At 73.6% G+C, this 16,087-nt stretch carries 11 protein-coding genes; 6 read left to right on the forward strand and 5 right to left on the reverse strand.

Annotated elements, in window-relative coordinates; translation table 11 throughout:
* Positions 1-77: 77 nt before the first annotated feature.
* The 3 genes from NQO67_RS31390 (at position 78) to NQO67_RS31400 (ending at position 4,812) form a co-directional block, all read left to right on the forward strand.
* A complete protein-coding gene (locus NQO67_RS31390; protein ID WP_255953722.1) occupies positions 78-1,487 on the forward strand; it encodes an MFS transporter in 1,410 nt (469 codons plus the stop codon).
* Between the two features lie 225 nt (positions 1,488-1,712).
* Positions 1,713-3,920: a helix-turn-helix domain-containing protein gene (locus NQO67_RS31395; protein WP_255953723.1), complete on the forward strand. Its 2,208-nt coding sequence runs from the start codon at positions 1,713-1,715 to the stop codon at positions 3,918-3,920.
* 19 nt (positions 3,921-3,939) lie between these two features.
* Positions 3,940-4,812, forward strand: a complete 873-nt coding sequence (locus NQO67_RS31400; RefSeq protein ID WP_255953724.1) for a fructosamine kinase family protein — start codon at positions 3,940-3,942, stop codon at positions 4,810-4,812.
* Between the two features lie 89 nt (positions 4,813-4,901).
* On the opposite strand, the gene NQO67_RS31405 is transcribed toward NQO67_RS31400, so the two are convergent.
* Genes NQO67_RS31405 through NQO67_RS31420 form a run of 4 tightly spaced genes read right to left on the reverse strand, consistent with a single transcriptional unit; the run spans position 4,902 to position 9,775 of the window.
* Positions 4,902-6,047, reverse strand: coding sequence for an XdhC family protein (locus NQO67_RS31405; protein ID WP_255953725.1), 1,146 nt, complete (start codon positions 6,045-6,047; stop codon positions 4,902-4,904).
* Positions 6,040-8,190: a xanthine dehydrogenase family protein molybdopterin-binding subunit gene (locus NQO67_RS31410; RefSeq protein WP_255953726.1), complete on the reverse strand. Its 2,151-nt coding sequence runs from the start codon at positions 8,188-8,190 to the stop codon at positions 6,040-6,042. The genes NQO67_RS31405 and NQO67_RS31410 overlap by 8 nt, the downstream gene beginning before the upstream one ends.
* A complete protein-coding gene (locus tag NQO67_RS31415; protein ID WP_255953727.1) occupies positions 8,187-9,179 on the reverse strand; it encodes an FAD binding domain-containing protein in 993 nt (330 codons plus the stop codon). The genes NQO67_RS31410 and NQO67_RS31415 overlap by 4 nt, the downstream gene beginning before the upstream one ends.
* Complete coding sequence (locus NQO67_RS31420) at positions 9,176-9,775, reverse strand: (2Fe-2S)-binding protein (protein ID WP_255953728.1); 600 nt, start codon at positions 9,773-9,775, stop codon at positions 9,176-9,178. Before NQO67_RS31420 ends, NQO67_RS31415 begins: the two co-directional genes overlap by 4 nt.
* Before the next feature lie 401 nt (positions 9,776-10,176).
* On the opposite strand from NQO67_RS31420, the gene NQO67_RS31425 reads away from it, so the two are divergent.
* Positions 10,177-10,755 carry a TetR/AcrR family transcriptional regulator gene (locus tag NQO67_RS31425; protein WP_255953729.1) on the forward strand — a complete coding sequence of 193 codons (579 nt, stop codon included), beginning with the start codon at positions 10,177-10,179 and terminating at the stop codon, positions 10,753-10,755.
* Positions 10,756-10,794: 39 nt separating this feature from the next.
* On the opposite strand, the gene NQO67_RS31430 is transcribed toward NQO67_RS31425, so the two are convergent.
* A complete protein-coding gene (locus NQO67_RS31430) occupies positions 10,795-11,646 on the reverse strand; it encodes a putative RNA methyltransferase (RefSeq protein ID WP_255953730.1) in 852 nt (283 codons plus the stop codon).
* A gap of 473 nt (positions 11,647-12,119) precedes the next feature.
* Between NQO67_RS31430 and NQO67_RS31435 the strand changes: the two genes are divergently transcribed.
* Both NQO67_RS31435 and NQO67_RS31440 read left to right on the forward strand, forming a co-directional pair.
* Positions 12,120-13,994: a WD40 repeat domain-containing protein gene (locus NQO67_RS31435; RefSeq protein ID WP_255953731.1), complete on the forward strand. Its 1,875-nt coding sequence runs from the start codon at positions 12,120-12,122 to the stop codon at positions 13,992-13,994.
* A gap of 111 nt (positions 13,995-14,105) precedes the next feature.
* A complete protein-coding gene (locus NQO67_RS31440; protein WP_255953732.1) occupies positions 14,106-16,085 on the forward strand; it encodes a S1 family serine peptidase in 1,980 nt (659 codons plus the stop codon).
* Positions 16,086-16,087: the final 2 nt, after the last annotated feature.

Genomic DNA, 16,087 nt, shown 5'->3' on the forward strand with positions numbered 1-16,087 from the left:
CCGGCCCACCGGCGCCCCCCGGCGCTGTCCCGGCGCCGGTGTCCGTCCGCCTCCGATCGCTCGCAAGGTGATGCCTCGTGACTGCCCCTACCTCATCGAGCCCGCACGGCGCGGCTCCCGCCACCCCGCCGCGGCTGAAGCGCATCGTCGCCGCGAGCCTGATCGGCACCACCGTCGAGTGGTACGACTACTTCCTCTACGGCTCCGCCGCCGCCCTGGTGTTCGGCAAGGTGTTCTTCCCCGACTCCGACCCGCTCACCGGCACCCTGCTGTCCTTCCTCACCTATGCCATCGGCTTTGCCGCCCGGCCGCTGGGCGCGGTTGTCTTCGGGCACTTCGGGGACCGGATCGGCCGGAAGAAACTGCTGGTCACCAGCCTGATGATGATGGGTGGCTCGACCGTTCTGATCGGCTGCGTGCCGGACTACCACACGATCGGCGTGGCCGCTCCCATCATCCTGACCCTGCTGCGGCTCATCCAGGGCTTCGCGCTCGGCGGTGAGTGGGGCGGCGCCGTGCTGCTCGTCTCGGAGCACGGCGATGCGCGTCGTCGGGGCTTCTGGGCGTCCTGGCCGCAGGGCGGTGCGCCGGCCGGCAACCTGCTGGCCGTCGGCGTGCTCTCCCTGCTGACCGGCAACATCAGTTCGGCGGCCTTCGAGTCATGGGGCTGGCGGGTGGCGTTCCTGGTGTCCGCGGTACTGGTGGGCATCGGGCTCTGGATCCGGCTGAGCGTCGACGAGTCGCCGCTCTTCAAGGCCGCGCTCGCCCAGGCGGAAGCGCGCAAGGCCAAGGAGCGTGCCGAACGGCCGCCGTTCCTCGACGTCATACGCCTGCACTGGAGGGACATCCTGGTCGCCATGGGCGCACGGATGGCGGAGAACATCTCGTACTACATCATCACCGCGTTCGTCCTGGTGTACTGCGTCGACCACCTGGAGATGCCGAAGCAGACCGCGCTGAACGCGGTGCTCATCGGCTCGGCCATCCAGTTCTGCCTGATCCCCGTCTTCGGTGCGCTCTCCGACCGGATCGGCCGCAAGCCCGTCTACCTCTTCGGTGCCGTCGGCACCGGCGCCTGGGTCTGGGCGTTCTTCGCGCTCGCGGACACCAGGTCGTACGCGGCCCTGATCACCGCCGTCACCGTGGGCCTGATCTTCCACAGCGCCATGTACGCGCCGCAGGCGGCCTTCTTCTCCGAGCTGTTCGCGACCAGGATGCGCTACTCGGGGGCGTCCATCGGGGCGCAGCTCTCCTCGGTGGCCGCCGGTGCCCCGGCACCCCTGATCGCCACCGCCCTGCTCGGCTCGACGCACGGCTCGGGGACGATCTCCCTGTACGTGGCCGCTGCGGCCGTGATCACCATCATCGCGGTGCTCGCCGGACGGGAGACCCGGGGAAGCGACCTGGCCGCCGTCGCGCCGGAACACGACGCGGGGCGGCACGCGCCGGCCGCAGTGCACGAGAGCGCCGTCGAGCCCTCTGCGTGAGAGCCGCGCCGGCTCCCTCTGCCTGAGAGCCGCGCCGGCCGTGCGGTCCGCGCGGGCCACCGGATGAGGGGCCCGTCCAGGGCGCCACGAGGTGCCCCGCCAGGTGAGGGGCACCTAGAGTGGTCGCGTCTGCGCCCCATCGACGCGTACCCGCCCTCCCCACCCGCCGCGCGGGCCGGGGAGGGCACGCCCATCCGCCCGCCCTGCCCGACCCGAGTAGCCGCCATGCCACGACCCCCGTCCGCCGCACCGCACCTGAGACGACTGCTGGACCTGCTGGACGCCGGCGCGCCCGCGGAGGCGCTGAGCGCCGTCGTCTCGGAGGCCCGGGCGCAGCAGGTCGGGGCGGCGGAGTTGCGCCAGGTGGAGGAGGCGGCCGAGGCCGCGCTGCGCATCCGTAGCTCGCTCCACCAGCACCGCAGACGCGAGCTGGAGCTGGCCGCACTGTTCGACACCGCGGGCGACCTCGCCGCCTCCACCGACCTGGACACCGTGCTGCGGGCCATCGTGCGGCGGGCCCGCAGCCTGCTGCGCACCGACACCGCCTACCTGACCCTGCCGGACGAGGAGGCGGGCGACACCTACATGCGGGTGACGGACGGCTCCATATCCCCGCTCTTCCAGCGGCTGCGGCTCAGCCTCGGCGACGGGCTCGGCGGTCTCGTCGCCCAGACCGCAAGGCCGTACGCGACCCCGGACTACCGCACCGACGTCCGCTTCAGGCACACCGGGACCATCGACGCGGGCGTCCTGGACGAGGGACTGGTCGCCATCCTGGGGGTGCCCCTCCTGCTGGGCTCCCGCAGGGGCGCCGCCGGGAAGGTCATCGGCGTGCTGTTCGCGGCCGACCGTGCGCCCCGCGCGTTCAGCCAGGACGAGATCGCGTTGCTGCTCTCCCTGGCCGCCCATGCGGCGATCGCCATCGACAACGCCAGCACGGTGGCCGAGACCCGGCACGCCCTGCGGGAACTGGAGTCGGCCAACCGCACCATCCGCGAGAACGCCGCCGCCCTGCGGCGCGCCGAAGAGGCCCATGACCGGCTCACCGACCTGGTCCTGCGCGGCGGGGACCTGCCCGATGTCGCGACCGCCCTGGCCACCCTGCTGGACGCCCCGATCACCCTGCACGATCCGGCCGGTGCCCTGCTGGCCGGGAACGACCGGGACGGCCGCCCGTTCCCGGACCGCCCCGTCACCAGGGCCCCCGCCGACCCGGAGAGCGGGTACGCCGCACACGACACGTCACCGTCGCAGCGGTACGCGGCCGAGCGCAGGTACCCGGCAGCGGAACCCTCCACCGCGGCAAAACCCCCGGCCTCCGCAGGGCCCTCCGCGGCAAGCGGCCCGCCGTCGCGCCCGGCAGAAGGCTTCCCGACGGAGGAACCCCGCACCGCACACGGGCTGTTCGCCGCCGACGAGCTGTCCGCCGCCGCTGAGGAGTCACGGGCCGCGGCACGCGCGGTGCAGCGCGGCACGGGATGGGTCTGCGCGGTGCTGGCCGGGCAGGAGCTGCTGGCCACCCTCGTCCTGCACGCCGGCCGTCCGCTCCAGGACGCCGACCGCCGGCTCTTCGAGCGTGCCGCCGTCGTCACCGGGCTGCTGCTCCTGCTGCGCCGCAGGGCCGCCGAGACCGAGAACCGGCTGCGCGGGAACTTCGTCGCCGACCTCCTCGACACCCCCGACCAGGACGCCACCGGCCTGATGGAACGGGGCCGCCGGCTCGGCATCGACCTTCGGCGCCCGCATCTCGTACTGGTCGCCCAGGCGGCGCAGCCGGCACGCGAACGGCTCACCGCGGCCGCCGTCTCGGGCTTCGCCGCCGGCCGTCCCGGCGGGGTCGGCACCGAGTACCGCGGCACGCTGGTGCTGCTGCTGCCGGCCGAACCGGACCCGGCCGGCGACGACACGGCCGGCGCCGGGTCCTTCGCACCGGTCGTCGACACGGGGGCGGTGGCCCGGGAGATGGCGGCCCGGCTGAGCACCTTCGCCGCGGCACCGGTGACCGTGGCCGCCGCCGGTCCGGCGAGCGGTGCCGGTGAGGTGGTCGCGGCCCATGCGGAGGCCTCCCGCTGCCTGCACGTCATGACGGCGCTGGGGCGCACGGGCGAGGGCGCCAGCACGCCCGAACTCGGCTTCCTCGGGGTGGTGCTGGGCGGCGGCCGGGACGCACGCGACTTCGTCGACGCCACCCTCGGCCCGCTGCTGCGGTACGACGCGCAACGCGGCACCGAGCTGGTGCGCACCCTCGACGCCTACTTCACCGCAGGGCAGGTCCTCACCCGCGCCAAGGACACGCTGCACGTCCACGTCAACACCGTGGTGCAGCGCCTGGACCGGATCCAGACCCTGCTCGGCCCCGACTGGAACCAGCCGGAGCGCGCACTCGAACTCCATCTCGCGCTCCGGCTGCGTGCCCTGTCGGACGCGCCGTGAGGCCCGGCATACTGCACCCGTGCTGAACGGGTTGCGGGACCGGCTGCGCGCCGATGGCCTCGACGATGACGTGGTCGAGGCCGACGTGCTCACCGGCGGCGTGGTGAACACGGTGTCGCTGGTGACCTGGCGCGACGGCACCCGGCGAGTGGTCAAGTACGCTCCGGCGGCGCCCGACGGCCTTTACCGTTGCGAGGCCGAGGGCCTTGCGGTGCTGGGTGGCACCGGGGGCCTTGCCGTGCCCGAGGTCTGCCATGTCAGTGACCGGCTGCTGATGATGAAGGAGCTCCGGCCGCTGGAGGACGTCCCGGCCGGTTTCTGGGAGGCCGCCGGCCGCGCGGTGGCCGCCCTGCACACCGTACGCGGCGAGCGGCACGGCTGGCCGCAGGACGGCTGGCTGGGGCTGCTGCCGCAGGAGAACGCCTGGTGCGACGACGGCCACGAGTTCTTCGCCACCCGGCGCATCCTGCGCTACCTGCCCGAGCCGCAGGTGCAGGAGACGCTCACCGCCGCCGACCGGGCGGCCATAGAGCGGATCTGCGACCGGCTGCCGGAGCTGGTGCCGCCGACCCCACCGGTGCTCACGCACGGCGACCTGTGGCGCGGCAACGTGATGATGACCGCCGGCGGGCACCCCGCCTTCATCGACCCCGCCGTCTCCTGGACGTGGCCCGACGTCGACCTGAGCATGTTCCTTCCCGCCGCAACCCCGGACGAGCGGGACCGGTTCTTCGGCGCGTACCGCGAGGTGCACCCGCTCGGCGACGGCTGGCGCGACCGCCTGCGGATCCTGAACCTGCGGGAGATGCTGAGCACGCTCGCCCACGAGGGCAACCGCTGGGGCACCCTCGACCACATCCGGCAGGTCACGGCACCGTTCGCCAGCACGTAGCAGGGCACGCCGCGCACCCGCCGACCGCAGCGGGCCCGTGCGGGGCGACCGGTCAAGCCGCCCGACCGGCCAGGCCGCCCCGCACGCACTCAGGCGACCGCGACGCCCCGTCCGTGCCGCTCCGTGTCGCGGTGGATGGGGGCGTCCGAACCGGTCAGCGGGACGCCGGTGCCGCCGCGGCGGGCCGCGACGATCTCCGCCGCGATGGACAGGGCGGTCTCCTCGGGAGTACGGGCGCCCAGGTCCAGGCCGATGGGTGACCGCAGCCGGGCCAGCTCCGCATCGGTGACGCCGGCTGCTCGCAACCGCCGGTTGCGGTCCGCGTGGGTGCGGCGCGAGCCCATCGCCCCGACGAACGCGACCGGCATCCGCAGGGCCGTTTCCAGGAGCGGCACGTCGAACTTGGCGTCATGGGTGAGCACGCAGAGCACCGTGCGCGCGTCGGTCTCGGTGCTGCGCAGGTAGCGGTGCGGCCAGTCGACCACGATGTCGTCCGCGTCGGGGAATCGGGACCGGGTGGCGAACACGGGCCGGGCGTCGCACACGGTCACGTGGTAGCCGAGGAACCGGCCGGCGCGTACCAGCGCCGCGGCGAAGTCGATCGCGCCGAACACGATCATGCGGGGCGGTGGCACCTGCGACTCCACGAACAGGGTGAAGCCGTCGGGGCAGAGCCGGCCGTCCGCCGCGAGCCCCACCATGCCGGTACGGCCGGTGTCCAGCAGGGCCCCGACGTCGGCCGCCGCCTTGCGGTCCAGCTCGGCGGCGCCGCCCAGGCTGCCCTCGTACGCACCGTCGGGGTGCACGAGCAGTGCCCTGCCGAGCAGTTCGGCGGGGCCTTCGGCGACCCGGGCGAGGGCCGCCGCCCGGCCTTGGGCGGCGGCCGACAGCGCGGCGGCGAGGAGCCCACGGGCGGGCGCGTCGGCGCCGACCGGGGTGACCAGGACGTCGATGGTGCCGCCGCAGGTCAGCCCGACGGCGAACGCGTCCTCGTCGCTGTAGCCGAACTGTTCGCGCACCGTCCGGCCGTCCTCGAGCGCCTGGACGCACAGGTCGTAGACGGCACCCTCCACGCAGCCGCCCGAGACCGAGCCGATGGCCGTGCCGGCGCCGTCCACGGCGAGGCAGGCGCCCGGGTCGCGCGGTGCGCTGCCCTGGACGGCCACCACGGTCGCCACGGCGAAGGCCCGGCCCTCCTCGACCCAGCGGCTCAGCTGCCCGGCCAGATCAAGCACGGGGTGCTCCCGTGCCCGCCGTCAGCACGCGGTCGGGCCTGATCGGCAGGTTCCGGTGCCGTACGCCGGTGGCGTGCCACACCGCGTTGGCGACGGCCGCCGCGGCGCCCACGATGCCGACCTCACCGACGCCCTTGATCCCGACCGGGTCGTCCGGGTCGGTGTCGTCCACCCAGTCCGCCTCGATGTTCGGGATGTCGGCGTGCGCGGCGATGTGGTAGCCGGCGAAGTCGGCGCCGATCAGGCCGCCGAAGGCGGGGTCCCTGGCCGCCTCCTCGTGCAGTGCCATGGAGATGCCCCAGGCCATCCCGCCGACCAGCTGGTTGCGCGCGGTCAGCGGGTTGACGATACGGCCGGCCGCGAAGATGCCGAGCATCCGGCGCACCCGTACCTCGCCGGTGCCGACGTCCACGGCGACCTCCGCGAACTGCGCTCCGAACGTGTGCCGTTCGCGTGCCGCGAGCGCGCCGATGGCGTCGGCGGTGTCCGAGCGCGCCGTGATGCCCTCCGGTGGGACGACGCCGCCCAGGGCCAGTTGCTCGCGCAGGTCACGTGCGGCGGTCTCGACCGCCCACGACCAGGAGCGGGTGCCCATGGAGCCGCCGGAGATGAACGCCTGGCCGAAGTCGCTGTCCCCGATCCGGACGCGCACCCGGTCCGAGGGCACGTCGAGCACGTCGGCCGCGACGAGCGTCAGCGCGGTCCGCGCACCGGTGCCGACGTCCGACGCCGTGATCCGCACGGTGAAGGTGCCGTCCGGCTCCGCCGTCACCGCCGCCGTGGAGGGGGCGGACCCCGACGGGAAGGACGCGGCCGCGGTGCCGGTCCCGAGCAGCCAGCGCCCGTCGCGACGCTGTCCGGGACGCGGGTCCCGGTCCGCCCAGCCGAACCTGCGGGCGCCCTCCTCGAAGCAGGCCATGAGCTTGCGGGTGCTGAACGGCATCCCGGACACCGGGCCGGTCTTGGGGTCGTTGCGGGCGCGCAGCGCGATGGGGTCGATGCCGGCCCGCTCGGCGAGCTCGTCGAACGCCGCCTCCAGCGCGAACGACCCCGGCGCCTCGCCCGGCGCCCGCATGAAGGTCGGGGTGGGCACGTCGCGCTGCATCACCTGGTTGACCGTGTAGTGCGCGTCGGCGTCGTACATCACGCGTGCCGGCGCCGAGGCCCCCTCGACGAACTCGTGCACGGTCGACGTGACGCTGAGGGAGCGGTGTTCCAGCGCACGCAGCCGACCGTCGGCGTCGGCACCCAGCCTGATCCGCTGCGCCGTGGGGCTCCGGTAGCCCACGATGGAGAACATCTGACGCCGCGTCAGCACCACCCGGACGGGGCGCTGGAGGACCGTCGCGGCCATCACGGCGGCCACCTGGTGGGTACGGACCCCCTTGCACCCGAAGGCGCCGCCGATGTGTTCGGAGCGCACCCGCACCGCCGCGGGGTCGAGCGAGAACAGCTTGGCGAGTTCCCCGGCGATCCACATGCTGCCCTGGTTGGAGTCGACGACTTCGAGGCGACCGCCCTCCCAGCGGGCCATCGCCGCGTGCGGCTCCATCGGGTTGTGGTGCTCTTCGGGGGTGGTGTACTCCTCGTCCACGACGACGGCGGACGCGCCGAGCTCCGCCTCCAGGTCCCCCTTGCTGGTCTCCCCGTCCAGGTCGCGGGCGCCGCCCACGTAGTCGTCGGAGGTCCGCGGGTCGAACTCGACCTCGTGCGGCTCCGCGTCGTAGTCCACGTAGTCCACCTGGAGCGCCTCGGCGGCCTCCCGGGCCTGCTCGGACGTCTCCGCCACGACGAGCGCCACCGGCCAGCCCATGTGCGGCACCCGGTCGTCCTGGAAGACGACGGCGGTGGGGTACGGCTTGCTGCCGAGGATGGTGGTGTACGAGCCGTCGACGTGGGGCGCGTTCCCGTGGTGCAGCACGGCCAGGACGCCGGGCATCTCCAGGACGGGACCGGTCCGTACGGCGCGGACGCGGCCGCGTGCCACGGTGGATAGCACCAGCCAGCCGTGGGCGAGCTCGGCGTACGGGATGTCTCCTGCGTAGCGGGCGGTCCCGGTGACCTTCTCCCGGCCCTCCACTCGGGTGTGCGACGTGCCGACGGCGCGGTTCGTCGTCGTGGTCGCGACGGTGGTCGTGGTCATCGGGCGGCCTCCTCGCAGAGTTCGGTCAGCACGGCCACCACGAGATTGCGCATCAGGGTCACCTTGTATCCGTTCTGGGGGAGTGGCCGGGCGGCCGCCAGCTCGGCGTCGGCGGCGGCGGCGAAGGAGTCGGCGTGGGCCGGGGCGCCGGTCAGCGCGCGCTCGGCGGCGTGGGCCCGCCACGGCCGGGACGCCACCGCCCCGAAGGCCAGGCGCGCCTCGTGCACGGCGCCGTCCCGGACGTCGATCGCGGCGGCCAGCGAGCCGATCGCGAACGCGTAGGAGGCACGCTCGCGTACCTTGCGGTAGCGCGAGAGGGCGGCGACCGGCGCGGGCGGCACGCTGACGCCGGTGATCAGCGCCCCGGGCGGCAGCGCGGTCTCCAGGTGCGGGGTGTCGCCGACGGGCAGGTAGAACTCGCTGAGCGGCAGCTCGCCGGGCCCGTCCGCCGACCGGTACGAGACGACGGCGTCGAAGGCGGTCAGCGCCACCCCCATGTCCGAGGGGTGGACGGCCACGCAGTGGTCGGAGGCGCCCAGCACCGCGTGGTTGCGGTGCTCGCCCTCGATGGCGGGGCAACCGCTGCCGGGAACGCGCTTGTTGCACGGCTTGGTCACGTCGGTGAAGTAGCCGCAGCGGGTGCGCTGGAGCAGGTTCCCGCCGACCGTGGCCATGTTGCGCAGTTGCCCCGAGGCACCGGCCAGCACCGCCTGGGCCAGTGCCGGGTAGCGGCGGCGGACTTCGGGGTGGGCGGCGAGGTCGCTGTTGGTGACCGTGGCACCGATGTGCAGGGTCCCGTCATCGGCCACCTCGATCCGGTCGAGGGGCAGACCGCGGACGTCGACGAGCCGGCCGGGCCGTTCCACCCCGGTCTTCATCAGGTCGACGAGGTTGGTGCCACCGCCGAGGAAGCGTGCGTCCGGGTCGGCGTCCAGCAGCGCGAGGGCGCCGGACACGTCGGATGCGCGCTGATAGGTGAACTCCCTCATACCGACGCCTCCGCCACCTTCGTCGTCGTCCCCTGTGCCGTGTCCGCCTCCGCACCGGCGGTGGCCTCGGCCGCCCGGGCGACCGCCTTGACGATCGACGGGTAGGCGGCGCAGCGGCAGAGGTTGCCGCTCATCCGCTCCCGGATCTCCTCGGGGGTCAGGGGTGGTGGTCCCGCCTCCGGCCGGAGGTCGTCGGTGACGGCGCTCGGCCAGCCCGCGGCGTGCTCTTCCAGCACCGCGACGGCCGAGCAGATCTGGCCCGGGGTGCAGTAACCGCACTGGTACCCGTCGAAGTCCAGGAACGCCTGCTGCACGGCGTGCAGCCGCTCCCCGTCGGCGACCCCTTCGACGGTGGTGATCGCACGCCCCTCGGCGGCCATCGCCAGCTGGAGGCAGGAGACCACTCGGCGTCCTTCGAGCAGAACCGTGCAGGCCCCGCATTGTCCCTGGTCACAGCCCTTCTTGGGGCCGGTGAGAGAGAGCCGCTCACGTAGGGCGTCAAGCAGCGTGGTGCGATGGTCGACGGACAGCGTGCAGTCCTCGCCGTTGATGTTCAAGGTGATGGTGCTGTACGTCGACGAGGGGGCTGGGGCCATGGTCAGCCTTCTTTCGCGGATCCGGAACACGTCGAACAAAGTCTGGACAGTTGGAGTCGACTAGAGGCAAGCGTTGAAGGGTCATGGATCGTGACGAGGGCAGGCGAGCAAACAGCGACCGAGGGCAGACAACAGAGAGAAACCCAATACTTCAGACATATGCCGTCAATCAGCGGACAGCGGAGGATCCAGCGGACGCGGCGAGGATGGCACTGATGGCACGGGAATACGCAGGTGGCCGGCAAGGGTGGGGCGGCAGAGAGTCACCGACCACCCCGTCGACCGCGACCGCCGCTATGGTGGACCCAACCGGACAAGCGTCCGCTACTGCATGAACCTACCCGGACAACTGTCCGTTTAGCAAGACCGAACCGCGCGCCCCCGAGCCCCGAGGAGGACGAGTGCAGCACAAGAAGGCGCCTCTGCGCTCGGACGCGCAACGCAACCGCGAGCGCATCCTCGAAGCGGCCCTGGCGGAGCTGACGCGCTGCGCGGACGTCCCGCTGAGCACGATCGCGAAGCGAGCGGGCGTCGGGCAGGGCACGTTCTACCGGAACTTCCCCGACCGTGGTGCGCTCGTCCTGGAGGTCTACCGCTACGAGATGCAGCAGGTCTCCGATGCGGCGGCCCGGTTGCTCTGCACCCGCCCACCGGACCAGGCGCTCCGGGAGTGGATGGACCGCCTGGCCCGGTTCGCGCTGGCCAAGGCGGGCCTCGCGAACGCGATCCGGCAGGCCACCAGCGCACCGGGAAAGCCGGCGAAGCCGGGGAACGGCCCGGTGCACTGCGCCGCCGAACTCCTGCTCCGGGCCGGCGAACAGGCCGGCACCATCCGCCCCGGAGTGACCGCGGACGACTTCTTCCTCGCCATCGCCGGCCTCTGGCAGATCGACCCGCACGGTGACTGGCAACCACGCGTCACCCGGCTCCTGGACCTCGTCATGGACGGACTGCGCACGGGGGCGGCAGCCGGGCGGTGAGACGGGCACCGGGGGTGGCGGCGCAGGCGCCCCCCGCGATCATCGGGGCCGGTAGGCGGTGGCCAGCACGGCGACGGTGACCCGGTCGGGCAGCAAGCCGTCATCGCCCAGGTCCGCACGGCTCACGTGGCGTGCGCTCGGCGTCATCCCCACCAGGTCCAGGGCCGCCGGCCGGGCCAGCGCCACGGGGTACTCCACCTGCTCGGTGGCGACGGCCTCGAAGTAGGGGTCCAGCGCCCGGTGGAGGCGTGGTTCCTTGGCCGGGTCGACGGTGACCGTCCCCGGCACCCGACTGCGCAGCTCGGCCAGATGCCGCCCCGTGGGACGGACCACGATCAGCCGGCCGGCCGGTCGGAGCACTCGGTGGAACTCGGCCGGATTGCGCGGGGCGAACACGTCGAGCACCACGTCGGCCACCGCGTCGGCCAGCGGGAAGGGCCGGAAGACGTCCCAGGTCGCGGCGGCGGCTCGGGCGTGGGCTCGGGCCGCCGAGCGCAGCGCGCGCACCGACGTGTCCAGGCCCAGGCCTCGGGCTCCGGGCAACCGGTCGAGAACGCCGGCCAGGTAGTAGCCCGTGCCGCATCCGACGTCCACGACCGCGCCACGCTCGGACACGGAGTCGGCCGCCAGACGGGCCAGGGCCTCGCGGATGGGCGCGTATGCGCCGGTGGCCAGGAAGCGGTCCCGAGCCTGGACCATGGCCGCGTCGTCGCCGCTGGTCGCGCGGGTGCCCGTCAGGAGGCTGACGTAGCCACGCCGGGCGACGTCGAAGGTGTGGCCCGCCGAACAGCGCAGCGCCCCCCGGTCGGGATGCAGGCGGCGGGTCCGGCAGATGGGGCAGCGCAGCAGGTCGAGGGAGAGTTCGAGGGCAGGGGGAAGCAACACGGGCACGAGGCGCTCCTGGCAAGGCCGAAGGGAAGGGACCGTGCCTGCACGCGCACGCGGAGGGCCGCCGCCTCGGGAAGGAACGGGCAGCGCCGGACACGCGGGTCACACAGCAGGCACACCAAGGAGGGCGACGCCGTCCGACATCGCCCTCAACGCCTTCCGATCACAGGAAGCAGTAGTGCGGGGTGCTCGTGAATGCCACGCCTCGAGTCTACGAGCCCGGACAAGGCCTTTCGTGCCCGCCGGGGGGAGGGACAAGGGCGAGACACGGTCCGGGCAGGGGATCTGCGGCGGCTCCGAGCGGGCCCTTGCGGCCTGTGTAGCGTGTCGGCATGTCCATGCTTACGTCGTCCGGTCAACCGATGGCATGCGGCGGGGAAACCGGTTGGGTCCTGCGATGGGTCTGGCGGTCCTCGGGCGAAGTGGCCTCGATGCCGCCGGTGGTGGGCCCCTCGTCGCCCCGCGGCGAGAGGGCGGTGTACACGCTAGCCACCGCCACGGTCGACGATCGGCCGGTCGTCGTCTCCGCCGGAAAGGACGGCGCGGTACGGCTGTGGGATCTCGCCACCGGGGAGCGGCTCGGTGAACCGTTCCCCGAGCGGCATCGGAGCCCGGTGTACGGGATGGCCACCACCCTGCTCGACGGCCGGCCGGTGGCCGTCACCGCCGCGAACGACGGGGCGGCGGCGGTATGGGACCTGACCACCCGTCAGCGGATCGGGAGCCCGTACACCGAGCACGGGGAGATCGTGCGCGCTGTCGCCACGACCACGCTCGACGGGCGACCGGTGGCGGTCACGGGCGGCTTCGACGCAGCGGTACGGGTATGGGACCTGGCGACGCGGCGCCCGATCGGGGAACCCTTCACCGGCCACGTCGGCGCGGTCGGCGACGTGGCCGTCGCCACGCTGCACGGTCGCCCCGTGGTCGTCTCCAACGGGGCCCTCGGGGAGATCCGGATGTCCGACCTGGCCACCGGGGAACAGGTCGGCGAGGCGTTCGCCAGCCACGAGGACGGGACGTCAGCGCTGACCACCGCCCTGCTCGACGGCCGTCAGGTGGCCGTGACCGGGGGGCATTACGACAGCACGATACGCGTGTGGGACCTGGCCACCGGCCGACAGATCGGTGAACCGTTCGCGGGACACGACCGGGCGGTGGACGCGGTCGCCGTCACCACGCTGGACGGTCGACCGGTGCTGGTCAGCTGCGGTGTCGACCGCACGGTGCGCTTGTGGGACCTCGGCACGGGCAAGCTCCTGCGGGAGTACACCGGGCACACGGACTTCGTGTGGGCGGTCGACCTCACCGCTCTCGACGGCCGGCCGGTCGCCGTGACCGGCAGCAGCGACGGCACCATCCGGGTGTGGGACCTGCGGTCCGGGCTGACCGGGGCCGAACCCGCGCCCGGGCACCGTCGCACGGTGCGCGCCGTGGACACCACCGTGGTCGACGGGCGGCCGGTCGTGGTCACCGGGACCGACGACCACGACGTCCACCTGTGGGACCTGAACTCGGGCGATCCCGTCGGCAACCCGCTCACCGGTCACACCGGCCCCGTGCGTGCGGTCGCCACCACGGTCGTCGACGACCGCCCGGTTGCCGTGACCGGCGGTGCGGACCGCACCGTACGCGTCTGGGACCTGGCTGGCGGACGGCCCCTCGGCACCGCGCTGCCCGGTCACACCGCCGCCGTCTGCTCGGTCGCGACCACCACCGCGACCGGACGGCCGCTGGCCGTGACCGCCGGCGCCGACAAGACCGTACGGGTCTGGGACCTCGGCACCGGCGAGCAGATCGCAGCCCCCGGAACCAGCCACCACCGCTGGGTGCGTGCCGTCGCCATCACCGCGGCCGGCGGGACCCCCGTCTCCGTGGCCGGCGCCTGGAACGGCGCCCTCCGGGTCCGGGACCTGGCCACCAACCGGCAGTCCGGCGCCCACCCCACCGGACGCCCGGGCAAGAGCGTCGCGCGCATCGCCACCTGCGTGGTCGGCGGGCGACCGGTCGCCGTCACCAGTAGCGGCGAGGGCGGCGAGCGGGTGAAGGTGTGGGACGTGACGACCCGCCGGCAACTCGGCGAACTGCCGGTCGACGGCGTCCAGGACCTCACGGCGGGCACGGTGCACGGCCGACCGGTCGCCGTCATCGCCGGCTACCGCATGGTGCAGGTGTGGGACCTGGACACCTGCCGGCAGATCGGCGACCGGCTCTGCTTCCCGCAGTACGTGAACGCGGTCGCGCTGCACGAGGACGGACGCATCGTCGTCTGTTTCGGCACGGACGTCGCCGTGTTCGCCGGGCGGGGCAGCGGGCAGCGGGAACCGACCGGGCCGGACGAGGAGATGTGACCGGATCAGGCGGGTACCCCTGCCGAGGTCACGCGCACACCACGCATAACGACTTCTCGTCAACTGATCGGGTCGGACCCTGCCGGTCCGGCACCGTAATACGGTGACCGCATGGGCCGGCATCACCATGGTGACCCCACCTGGCCGGTGCGGGTCGACGACGAGCACGGCAGGCCCCGGGGGGCGGGCATTCTCCTGGACGACCGGCATGTGCTGACGAGCGCACATGCCGTCATCGGCGCCGGTGCCGCACCGGGCGGCAGCGCGGTGCGGGTGCGCGTCACCAGTCTCGCGTGCCGGCCGCAGTGGAGCCGGTCGGCGCGCGTCGCGCCGGGCTCCTGGGTGCACCTGGCGGGCACGCGCCGGCGTGACGTCGCCCTGCTCCGCCTCGACGAGCCCGCCGACTGCGGGATCACGACGATGCTGCGACGGGCGCCGGTATCCGGCGGCACCGTACGCGTACACGGCGTCCCCGAGCACGCGTCACGGCCCGTCCCGGTCGACGCCGAGCTGGCCGGCAACGATGACCGGGAGGCCGAGGGGTGCCTGCTGAAACCCCTGGCGCCGGGCACACCCTGGACGGGCGGTGGTTACTCCGGTGCCGCGGTGACGGCGCTGGACGGCGCGTTCGCGGGACGGGTCATCGGCATCATGGTGGGCGGCCAGACGGCCGGCGGGACCGACGGGAGCGACGGGAGCGGTGGAACCAACGCGACCGACGGGACCGAAACCGCCTGGATGCTGCCGACCGAGACCATCGAGCACTACCTCCGGTCGCAGATCACCCCCTTCGTCGACGGTGTCCACGCCACCCTCTTGGGAACGCCCGGCGGAGCAGTGCGCGGCGATGCGCTGGGCAACTCCCTGCCGCGCGCGCTGACCCGTGAACTCGCCCGGCTGCTCGACGGCTCGTGGTCGGGCTCGGCGGTCGTCGTCACCGGCGACACGACGGAGGCGGCCGCCGCGTGGCTGGTGCGCCTGGTGAACACGGCCGATCCGGCGGCCCGGGCCGCGCTCCCCGACGGTGTGCTCAGCGCCGCTCCCCCGGGCACCGTGCTGGGCCTGGGCGCCGTCGACGGGGCGTATGACGCGCGCAACAAGTCGGTCGCCGACGTACGGGCCTACCTGGTCGGCCGGTTCGGGCTGAGCGGTGGAAGCGATCGCGACGTGTACCTGCAACTGCTGCGCCGCAGACCGCCCGCGCGGCTCGTGGTGAGCGGCGTCGACCGGGCAGAGAACCCGGACGCGCTGGTGAGGAGGCTGCTGGGGCCGCTGGCCGCGCGGGCCCGGGCACGCGGACTCCGGCTGGTACTCGGCTTCGCGGACCGACCGCCGGCGAGGCTGCCCCGCGATGTCTTCCTTGATCCCGAACCGTTGCCGGGCCCGGCGGCGCGACCGGTGACCGCGGCCGAAGCGGAGGAAGCCGTCCGGCGGCTCGCCGAGCAGGAGGACGCGGCGATCCTGACGCAGTCGACCTGGGGCGGAACGTTCTACCAGGCCCCCGCACTGCCACCGAGCGCCGCGCCACGCCTGCGGGTGCGCCTCGCCGTGGCACGCGAGACGGACCCGTGCCCCGAACTCGCCGCGATCCACGCGGCAGCCGGCGCCGCCGAAGCCGCCGTCGCACGGTTCGCGCAGGCCATGCGGCAGATGGTCGGCCTGCACGAGAACCTGACCGCTGACCTGGAGCTGTACCGCCGCGAGGCCGCCGAGCAGCTCCCCGACGAGGACCTGCGGCTCGGCGCCGATTACACCCGCGCGGCCCGCGAACTGCACACCGCACCCGTCCACATCGGACGAGCGAAGCTCCTCGTCAACCGCTATATCGACGAGGTCAACCGGCGGATCGACGAGACCGGTAACCGGGCCGTCGAGCGCACCGGAGAGGTGGACGGGGCCCGCCATCGGGCAGACACTGGCAACGGACCGACCGGCGAGGCGAACAGACCGGGCGACGGCGAGATCGGACAGGCCGACGCGGCCGGCGGACGGGCCGACCCGGCGGGGGATCGGGACGGCGCCGCGAGCGGCCCGGCCGACGGGGAGCACGGGCGGAGCGATCGAGCCGGCCGCGGGAACGACGGAGGGTGACG

The organism is Streptomyces odontomachi (assembly GCF_024435355.1).
Lineage (GTDB): Bacteria > Actinomycetota > Actinomycetes > Streptomycetales > Streptomycetaceae > Streptomyces > Streptomyces odontomachi.

Bases quoted from the DNA above. Each gene is read 5' to 3' on its own strand.
- NQO67_RS31415 (WP_255953727.1), bottom strand. From the start codon at position 9,179: ATGAGGGAGTTCACCTATCAGCGCGCATCCGACGTGTCCGGCGCCCTC.
- NQO67_RS31420 (WP_255953728.1), bottom strand. From the start codon at position 9,775: ATGGCCCCAGCCCCCTCGTCGACGTACAGCACCATCACCTTGAACATC.
- NQO67_RS31395 (WP_255953723.1), top strand. From the start codon at position 1,713: ATGCCACGACCCCCGTCCGCCGCACCGCACCTGAGACGACTGCTGGAC.
- NQO67_RS31440 (WP_255953732.1), top strand. From the start codon at position 14,106: ATGGGCCGGCATCACCATGGTGACCCCACCTGGCCGGTGCGGGTCGAC.
- NQO67_RS31410 (WP_255953726.1), bottom strand. From the start codon at position 8,190: ATGACCACGACCACCGTCGCGACCACGACGACGAACCGCGCCGTCGGC.